Origin of the sequence: Pseudoalteromonas sp. 20-MNA-CIBAN-0454, from assembly GCF_040308685.1 — a bacterium.
Taxonomy (GTDB): Bacteria; Pseudomonadota; Gammaproteobacteria; order Enterobacterales; family Alteromonadaceae; genus Pseudoalteromonas; species Pseudoalteromonas nigrifaciens.
In genome coordinates this window covers 216,174-225,531 of sequence record NZ_JBEOOB010000001.1, presented here as the reverse complement: position 1 = coordinate 225,531, position 9,358 = coordinate 216,174, and the positions used below count along the sequence as shown (strand labels likewise).

General features: G+C 39.6%; 8 protein-coding genes and 1 tRNA gene. 6 read left to right on the top strand and 3 right to left on the bottom strand.

What is annotated here, in order from left to right:
* Positions 1-2: 2 nt before the first annotated feature.
* Positions 3-76 (bottom strand) — tRNA-Asn (locus AAEZ22_RS01060).
* A 1,048-nt stretch (positions 77-1,124) separates the two neighbouring features.
* On the opposite strand from AAEZ22_RS01060, the gene AAEZ22_RS01055 reads away from it, so the two are divergent.
* The 4 genes from AAEZ22_RS01055 (at position 1,125) to AAEZ22_RS01040 (ending at position 6,789) form a co-directional block, all read left to right on the top strand.
* Positions 1,125-2,501, top strand: coding sequence for an MATE family efflux transporter (locus AAEZ22_RS01055; RefSeq protein WP_352295810.1), 1,377 nt, complete (start codon positions 1,125-1,127; stop codon positions 2,499-2,501).
* A complete protein-coding gene (gene uvrB / locus AAEZ22_RS01050; protein ID WP_352295807.1) occupies positions 2,498-4,492 on the top strand; it encodes an excinuclease ABC subunit UvrB in 1,995 nt (664 codons plus the stop codon). The genes AAEZ22_RS01055 and uvrB overlap by 4 nt, the downstream gene beginning before the upstream one ends.
* Positions 4,493-4,494: 2 nt before the next feature.
* Complete coding sequence (locus tag AAEZ22_RS01045) at positions 4,495-5,433, top strand: class I SAM-dependent methyltransferase (RefSeq protein ID WP_352295804.1); 939 nt, start codon at positions 4,495-4,497, stop codon at positions 5,431-5,433.
* Between the two features lie 309 nt (positions 5,434-5,742).
* Positions 5,743-6,789, top strand: coding sequence for a hypothetical protein (locus AAEZ22_RS01040; protein WP_089368002.1), 1,047 nt, complete (start codon positions 5,743-5,745; stop codon positions 6,787-6,789).
* Here the strand turns inward: AAEZ22_RS01040 and AAEZ22_RS01035 are convergent.
* Positions 6,784-7,026 carry a hypothetical protein gene (locus tag AAEZ22_RS01035; protein ID WP_011327800.1) on the bottom strand — a complete coding sequence of 81 codons (243 nt, stop codon included), beginning with the start codon at positions 7,024-7,026 and terminating at the stop codon, positions 6,784-6,786. The two genes, AAEZ22_RS01040 and AAEZ22_RS01035, sit on opposite strands and share 6 nt — an antisense overlap.
* Before the next feature lie 185 nt (positions 7,027-7,211).
* On the opposite strand from AAEZ22_RS01035, the gene AAEZ22_RS01030 reads away from it, so the two are divergent.
* Complete coding sequence (locus tag AAEZ22_RS01030; RefSeq protein WP_352295801.1) at positions 7,212-7,661, top strand: methyltransferase family protein; 450 nt, start codon at positions 7,212-7,214, stop codon at positions 7,659-7,661.
* A gap of 47 nt (positions 7,662-7,708) precedes the next feature.
* Here AAEZ22_RS01030 and queC read toward each other — a convergent pair whose 3' ends face one another.
* Entirely contained in the window at positions 7,709-8,365 is a 657-nt protein-coding gene (queC, locus tag AAEZ22_RS01025) for a 7-cyano-7-deazaguanine synthase QueC (protein WP_011327802.1), read from the bottom strand.
* A 146-nt stretch (positions 8,366-8,511) separates the two neighbouring features.
* On the opposite strand from queC, the gene queE reads away from it, so the two are divergent.
* Complete coding sequence (queE, locus tag AAEZ22_RS01020) at positions 8,512-9,177, top strand: 7-carboxy-7-deazaguanine synthase QueE (RefSeq protein WP_041454388.1); 666 nt, start codon at positions 8,512-8,514, stop codon at positions 9,175-9,177.
* The last annotated feature ends 181 nt before the right edge of the window (positions 9,178-9,358 follow it).

Below are 9,358 nucleotides of genomic sequence, written 5' to 3'. Positions count from 1 at the left end.
GGCTCCCCCTCCCCGACTCGAACGGGGGACCTGCGGATTAACAGTCCGTCGCTCTAACCAACTGAGCTAAGGGGGAAGCGTCTTGCCTTTCAACGGGGCGAAATATTAATGATCCAGCCGCAAAGTGTCAACACATAAAAGATCATAAATACAAAAAAGAACTCTATTCGTTGTTTTTGTGTTCGATCTGCACGTTTTATAGCACAAATGCCAAAATTAAAGCGCGTCATTTTTATGAAAAAGTACTTTTGGTTTTAAAAATTATTAAATTAAAGGGCGTATTTACTTAATTTAAAATATAAAAAACAGCCATTACACCTAAAAATAGCGCTCAATATTACAAAAACATTACCGTAAAGAGCTTACACAGGCAGAGTGGTTTTTAAAATTTAACGCTTAAAATCGATTTAATACTTAAATTCCATAAAAAACGAATACGGCAAAAACTAAAAATATCTTTATTTAATTACTTATTAGTTAATAATTAGCCAATCGCAAAGGTTTGTACAAAAACAACACAATCAATAGCTTAAATAATTTTATTTACACCTTTAGGTTGCTCAATAAGGTGGTGATTGCAGCTAACAGCAAGCTTTACATTAAAGCCCAAGAAAGTTTTCATATTGGTAACGTGGATAAGTTTAATACGGCATTTTATTTGATCCGCTGTAACCCCTTTATAAATGCGGCTTTGAATGAGTTATCCACGGTTTCTGTGGATAACTCTGTTTATTAAACTTTATGAACTTCAGTACCCCCAGTATTTTAAGGGGCTGCAACGATTTCAAGTCTTTAAGAATGTTTTTTTAAATCATTAAAAAACAGTGTGTTACGAATTGATGCTGAAAGCGACTCTAACGATAAGTAAAACTTTTCGTGACGATAAAGTAAAAAATATGTTGTGTGATAATGCACCATTTATGAAGCGTTAACTGTTATAAAAGTAATTTAAATGATCTATATTTGTTTTTTGGTGCTCTCAAGGTGAATTTATACGCTAAGGCTTGAAAACAAAGCTTTACTCCTTAGTTAGGTATTTAGCCCTCTATACTCAATAAAGCATGGCTTGAATTGCCCAGATGCTTTAAAATGTTTAGCTCAGTAAAAAGAGGCTAACTTATTCTATGCGCGTAATTTCAGAAAAACATACTCGCCCTGATTTACTCAATGATCCTATCTCGCCAACACTAAAAAAAATGACCATTCCAATGATATTTGGCCTGGTGTCGTTGATGATGTTTAACATTGTTGATACGTTTTTTATTAGCTTATTAGGAACAGAGCCATTAGCAGCCGTGAGCTTTACATTTCCGGTTACTTTTATGGTAATAAGCTTAGCCATTGGTTTGGGCATAGGCACTTCTGCGGTTATTGCAAAAGCCTTGGGCAGCCACAAAGTAAATGAAGCGCGTTTTGATGCCAGTATTTCTTTATTGGTGGCTGTGATTTTGGTACTTATATTATCTTTTTTTGGTTATGTGTTTATTGACCCCATATTTACTTTACTAGGGGCTGGTGAAAACGTATTACCGCTAATACATCAGTATATGAATGTATGGTTTTTAGGCAGCGTGTGTTTAATAACACCTATGATTGGCAACTCGGTATTACGTGCCAGCGGCGACACCAAAACGCCTAGCTTTGTGATGGGCGGGGCAGGGCTAATAAATGCCATTTGCGATCCTATACTTATTTTTGGCTTTGGACCTATTCCGGCATTAGGTATTGAAGGCGCTGCTATTTCCAGTGTTATTGCCTGGTCAGTAGCGGTAGTGGTTATTTTATATATATTACTAAAAAAACGTTTATTGAGTTTAAAAGTAGGTAAACAAACGGTTATTGGCTCTATTAGTAAAATATTAAAAATTGGTTTGCCTGCGGCAGGGGCAAATATGCTTACGCCAGTTGCAATGGCAGTAATGACCGCATTAGTGGCTCACCATGGACCCGAAGCGGTTGCTGCATTTGGGGTAGGGAGTAAAATAGAATCTATTGCCAGCTTGTTAGTATTAGCGCTTTCGATGACATTACCCCCATTTATAAGCCAAAACTTTGGTGCTAGTAAATTGTCAAGAGTGAAAGACGCCTACACCGGCACCTTAAAATTTGTAATGGTTTGGCAGTTTATTATTTATATATTACTAATTGCTAGTGCAGGCGTGTTAAGCCAGTTATTTGGCAAAGAACAAGCCGTTATTGATGTTATAAAACTATTTATTTACACCATTCCATTAAGCTACGGCTTGCAAGGGGTGATCATATTATCAAACTCATCGTTTAATGCTTTACATAAACCGATGAACGCATTGTTTTTAAGTATTATTCGTTTATTTATTTTTTATTTACCCTTTGCGTATATAGGCAACGAACTTGCTGGCTTATTGGGGTTATTTATTGGCGCTACTGTGGGTAACTTGTTTACCGCTTTGGTGGCCTATAAATGGTTTATGAAAGAGCTTGAAACATTAAGTAACCAATCGTTACAGGAGTGCAGTCATTGAGCGATCATTTTCAACTAAAGTCACACTTTAAGCCTGCGGGAGATCAGCCCACCGCGATTGCGCAGTTATGCGAAGGACTTGAGGCCGGGCTTGCTCATCAAACCTTGCTAGGTGCTACCGGCACAGGTAAAACCTTTACCATGGCTAACATTATTAACGACTTAAACCGTCCAACGATAATAATGGCACATAACAAAACCTTAGCCGCGCAACTTTACGGGGAAATGAAAGAGTTTTTTCCTAAAAACGCAGTTGAATATTTTGTTTCTTATTACGATTATTACCAGCCAGAAGCCTATGTGGTTTCTAGTGATACGTTTATAGAAAAAGACGCATCTATTAACGAACACATTGAGCAAATGCGCTTAAGTGCTACAAAGGCACTGCTTGAGCGCCGCGATACTATAATTGTAGCCTCAGTGTCGGCCATTTATGGTTTGGGCGATCCAAAATCATACATGAAAATGATGCTACTTTTAAAAGTGGGCGAAAAAGTGGATCAGCGCGATATGCTACGCCGCTTAGCCGAAATACAATATACCCGTAATGATGTAGACTTTAGCCGCGGCACGTACCGAGTACGTGGCGAAGTGGTTGATATATTTCCTGCAGAATCAAGCACATTTGCGATACGTGTAGAAATGTTTGATGACGAAATAGAACGCTTAAGTATTTTTGACCCCCTCACAGGCGCAATTGAAAAACACATAGTGCGCACCACTATTTACCCTAAAACACACTATGTAACCCCGCGTGAAAAAATTCTTGGTGCTATCGAAAAAATACAAGAAGAGCTAAAAGATCGCCGAGCACAGCTATTAAGTGCCAATAAATTGGTAGAAGAGCAGCGCGTAACACAGCGTACGCAGTACGACATTGAAATGATGCGCGAGCTTGGTTATTGCTCGGGCATAGAAAACTACAGCCGTTACTTATCGGGGCGTACACCGGGCGATCCGCCGCCAACTTTACTTGACTATTTACCCGACGATGCATTAATGATTATTGATGAATCGCATGTAACAGTGTCGCAAATTGGCGCTATGTACAAAGGCGACAGAAGCCGCAAAGAAAACCTGGTTGAATATGGTTTTAGAATGCCATCGGCTATGGATAACCGCCCACTGCGCTTTGAAGAATTTGAAGCTATTTCGCCACAAACAATTTATGTGTCGGCAACCCCAGGCGATTTTGAATTAGATCGCTGCGTAGGCGCAATTGCAGAGCAAGTAATTCGACCAACAGGACTGCTTGATCCACTTATTGAAGTGCGCCCAGTGGGGGACCAGGTTGACGACTTGCTTTCAGAAATTTATAAAAGTGTTGAGAAAGGTGAGCGGGTACTGGTTACCACGCTAACCAAACGTATGTCGGAGGATTTAACCGACTACTTAAGTGAGCACAATGTAAAAGTGCGCTACCTTCACTCAGATATAGACACCGTAGAGCGAGTCGAAATTATTCGCGATTTACGCGCTGGAGTATTTGATGTGTTAGTAGGCATTAACTTACTGCGTGAAGGCCTCGATATGCCAGAAGTAGCACTGGTGGCAATTCTTGATGCCGATAAAGAAGGCTTTTTACGCTCAGCGCGCTCTATTATTCAAACCGTAGGCCGCGCCGCACGTCATTTAGAAGGGCGCGCAATTTTATACGGTGACCGAATTACAAAATCGATGGCTAAGGCGATGGACGAAACCGCACGTAGGCGCGAAATTCAGCATGCTTATAATATTGAACACGGTATTGAACCACATTCGTTAGCCAAAAAGATTCTAGATTCGATGGACGTAGGCGAAGAAGCAGGGCCAAAAGATAACCTTAGACTCATTCGTAAAGAGTCTAAAAAAGTCCTTAGTGCTAAAGAAATCACAGTGCAAATTAAGCAACTCGACAGTAAAATGCACGCTTACGCCAGTGATCTAGAATTTGAAAAAGCAGCCTCAGTGCGTGATGAAATACACGAACTCCAAAAACAGTTGATAAATTAACTATGACCCCTAATTTTACTCCACTTATTGACGCATTAGCCGATGCCCCTTTATTAAAAAATGAGCTGTGCCGCGTGTTTCATGGCCGCGGCCATAGCGTAGAAGCGCTAAGCCATATTAACTTAGACTTTTACCCACCTAGTTTGTTTTTAGTGTCTTATGATGAAATAGATGAGCCAACGCTGAGCGAACTAACCAGTGTGCTGTGGCAATGGGCGCAGCAACATCACCCTGAGCTTATTACTGCGCTTGTGTATCAGCAGCGCGCGGGTGTACAAAGCCAAAATACTCTGGTTTATGGGCAATTGCCTAGCCAACATGTGGTAAAAGAAAACGGTATTGGCTTTTTAGTTGATTTAACCAGCCGCCAAAATACTGGAATATTTCCTGATATGCGCAGCGGCCGTGAGTTTGTGCAAGCAAACAGTAAACAGGCAAAAGTACTTAACTTATTTTCGTATACCTGTGGGTTTTCGCTGGCGGCAATGCAAGGCGGAGCCGATCATGTAATGAACATGGATATGAGCAAAGGCGTGCTTAGGGTGGGTAAACAAAATCATCAGCTCAATGGCTTTAATAAAGGGGTGAGCTTTTTACCGCATGATATTTTAAAGTCGTTTGGTAAATTAAAAAAAGCATCGCCGTTTGATCTCATTATTGTTGATCCGCCAAGCTTTCAAAAAGGCAGCTTTATTTTAACGAAAGACTATCAAAAAGTACTGCGCAGATTACCTGAGCTATTAAGCGATACAACCCAGTTATTACTTTGCGCTAACAGCCCAGAGCTTAGTGAAGAGGCTTTTAAAGCCTTAATTACAGAGCACACAGAGGGCGCTATTGAGTTTGTTGAACGGTTAGCTGCTACAGAGCGTTTTATTGAAGTAGATCGTGACAGAAGCTTAAAAGCGCTTGTTTATAAAACATCGCAAACAGTAGCCTAATTTAAATTATGACTCTTAATTAATAACCAGTTTTTAGTTATTAGTTACCAGTAAAAAATGAGCCGTGGCGCAATGTTTATAATACATGCGCCATTTTTATTACTAAGGCGCTATTTACCTAAAGTAGTGTTTATGGGGGTAATAGGTAATTTTACTTTTAAGGCAGGCATTCCTGCACCCGATCATCACAAACGCAGAGCTTAATTAATTAAATATTAGCCACTTAGAATTGCACATAAATGTGATCTAATATTGCCGCTAATAACGTAAATAGCTACAGACAATACATTGCCATGTGCGAACTAATTTATGCCAAATAAAAACAGCCACCGTATACCTCTCGTCAATAATAAAAAATGGCAATACAGTTACGAGCAGCCAATTTCGTTTGCCCCTTTGGTGCAATTAAAGAATAATAATTGGGTTGTTCCACAGCATTTTTTACGCTACCAACACACACTTGAAAGTGTTAATACAGTGCTTGAAAATATCGACTTTTCGGCGCACTTTAGAGTGGTTGCTGCCCAGCAAAATGAACAGCTTTACTTACAAGTGGCAGTGCTTAGCCCAGACAACTATTCAAATAATTCAAACTGCGAGAAAAATAGCGCAGCTAACAAAAATCACACTCGCGCAAAAAAATTATTATTTGGCAGGCGCTGGCTAGTAGAAAAAAACCTACCAACCTCAGAGCTTATTCAAACTGCGTTTTTAGCACTTAAAATAGCACGAGAGCACGAAGTGCGAGAGCTGCTGCAATTAACGCATAAAGGGGCAACAAGTACGCCATTTAATAACCACCACGACTTGTCATTAATGGCGCAAAACCCTGAGTTGGTAAGTAATAGCACTGATCAAGCGAGCGCTCAATCGATAGCTAAACGGCTGATATTTGCCGGTATGAGCATAGTAATTAAAAACCATCAAGTAATAACCAGTAAGCAGCACTTATATACGCTTGAGCTTAATTGTAGTGATTGCCAATTAAATGAGTTTAATAATAAAACCATGGCATTTTTAATAACAGATACGTCGGCAAATAGCTTTTTACATGGCTTTATTACAGCGCTTGTAGCCATTAGTAACGAGTATGTAAGCGAGCACTTTAAATATAAAAATTTTGCACGCTTTAGCAAACAGGTAATGGCCGAGCAAATAGGGGAGTTAAGTGTAGCTATACGTTCGCCAGACGCGCTAGGCTTGTGCTCTATGGGCAAGCAGCACGCTAATCAATTAAACTTTGAAATAGACAGCACCCGAGCACCACAGGGCTGTGGTCAGGTTATTGGTGGTTTTTTAGCTGCCCACGGTATTGAGCAGCCAGAAAACGCCCATTTATATGAAAATTATTTATAGTTTATTTATTTCTTGTTTTACGTCAAAGCTTGAATCGGTAACTATGGTTTCAAGGGTTTGCACACGCTCTTTTAATGCTTGAACTTGCGCACTTACTTCAGCAAGGTGCTTATTAGCATCGCTATTATTATTTTGCATACGGTGTTTAAATTCTAAATGTTTTTTGTACATATCGTATATAACTCCAGAGCCAACAGATATAAGTACAATTAATACAATCATGGTAGTGCCCGACATAACCGCTTCCTGTTAATTACTTTGGTTAAAGTATAACCGTAATACATTTACGATAAAGCGCCTAATTGTAACTTTATTTTTCTAAATGTTGATTGCCGGTGTGCTGGTAGTTTATACATTGGCTATATTGTGTAATGATTAAGCAAAGAGTTTGCCCCTTTTATTAACTAATTAAGTGAGCTGCTATGTTAAATAATAAAATTCCTCCACTTGTTGTTGTGCTTTTTTTTGCATTAATAATGGCCTTAATTGCACATTATAGTGTGATTGATTTTAGTGCCTTTATTTTATATTTAACGGTGAGTTTAGTAACTATAGGCTGCGTATTTTGTATTGCCGGATTGGTTAGTTTTCGTTTGGCTAACACCACAGTAAACCCAAGTAAACCAGAGCAAGCGACAAATTTAGTTACCAGTGGCGTTTATAGGTTTTCTCGTAACCCTATGTATGTGGGTTTTGTATTTATACTACTAGGGTGGGGTATTTGGTTAAGCTCGTTATGGGCACTTTTGTGTGTGGCGGGTTTTATTGCCTACTTAACACTGTTTCAAATTACTCCTGAAGAGCGGGCGCTTACTCAGCTCTTTGGTGAGGATTACATCCAATACAAAAACAAAGTAAAACGCTGGCTATAAACAAGCACCCATAAAAAAGGCTATCGATGATAGCCTTAATAAATTGTTTATTCGTATTCTAGCGGGTCGGTTAAGTTATTGACCTCAAATGCTTCTAAGCGCTCTTGGCATGCCCCACATTTACCACAGGCTTTTTCACGGCCGTTATAACAGGTCCATGTTTGGCTGTAATCTAAGCCCATTGCAATACCATCGGTTAAAATATCAATTTTTGTATTGTTTAAATACGGGCTAAAAATTTCTACGGCATCGTAGTTGGCAATGCGGCACACATCATCCATTTTTTGCACAAATTCAGGACGACAATCAGGGTAAATCGCATGATCCCCAGAGTGGGCACCATAATAAACCTGGCTCGCTTTAAGCGACACTGCATAACCTACCGCTAAAGACAGTAAAATCATATTACGGTTTGGCACTATTGTGCTTTTCATGCTGTCTTCTTCGTAATGGCCTTCTGGCACGTCAATATCATCAGTTAAAGATGAGCCGCCAATAATTTGATTAATAGCCGAAATATCAACAATTTTGTGTGGCACATTTAATTGCTTACATACCTGGGCTGCCACCTTAAGTTCTTTTACATGACGCTGACCATAGTCAAACGATAAGGCATAAACATCATGTCCTTGTTGCAGGGCCTTATTTAATACGGTAAATGAATCCATACCGCCGGAATAAATAACTACTACTTTTTGCGTCATATCTGGTTTTGCTCTTTAGTTTTAATAGAGGTTTATATCAGGGCACGATATACTACATGCCCACGGCATAAATAACAATTTTTGCGCTGCGCTATTTAGTCCTTAATGGTAGCAATTTTGCTGCTTGATCGTAAGTGAGTTCTCTTTTGTACAAAATAAATGAAGTGTTTGAAACCATCCAAGGTGAAGCTAGTTATACTGGTACACCATCTATATTTTTGCGTTTGCAAGGTTGCCCAGTAGGGTGCTCTTGGTGCGATACAAAACAAACATGGGATGTTGATAATGTGTACAAAGTGTCGCTTGACGAAACAGTAGAAAAAAAGGCCGATTCAGATCATTGGGCACAAGCCAGCGCAGCAAACATATTAGCGTTATTTCAATCACGTGGTTATACCGCAAAGCATGTGGTGATCACAGGTGGCGAGCCTTGCATGTACGACTTAAACCCAGTGTGTAATTTATTGCACGAAAACGGCTTCAGTACGCAAATAGAAACCAGCGGCACCTTTGAAATACTTGCCCCAGCGCAAACTTGGGTTACTGTATCGCCAAAAATTAATATGCGCGGCGGTTTTGAGGTACTTACAACCGCCATGCAGCGCGCCAACGAAATTAAACACCCCGTTGCCATGCAAAAGCATGTAGAGGAGCTAGAAGAGCTGTTTGTTAAAACGGGTGTTAATCCTAAATTGGTTTATTTACAGCCTATTAGCCAAAAAGAGTCTGCAACTAAACTGGCTATTAAAACCTGTATTGCTAAAAACTGGCGTTTATCAATTCAAGTGCATAAGTATTTAGGGATTAGCTAATAATTAAGCCGGGTTTTAAGTGATTAGCTGTGAGCTAATACCAGCTCGGCGTTAATTTATATTACGTAGGTCAGATAAGCGAAGCGCCATCCGACACCCTTAATTACATCTACCCTAAAGCTTACTTCGCTAATACTAATAACTAGTTTACTATGCGCCACCCAAATTACTTACCCTTTAA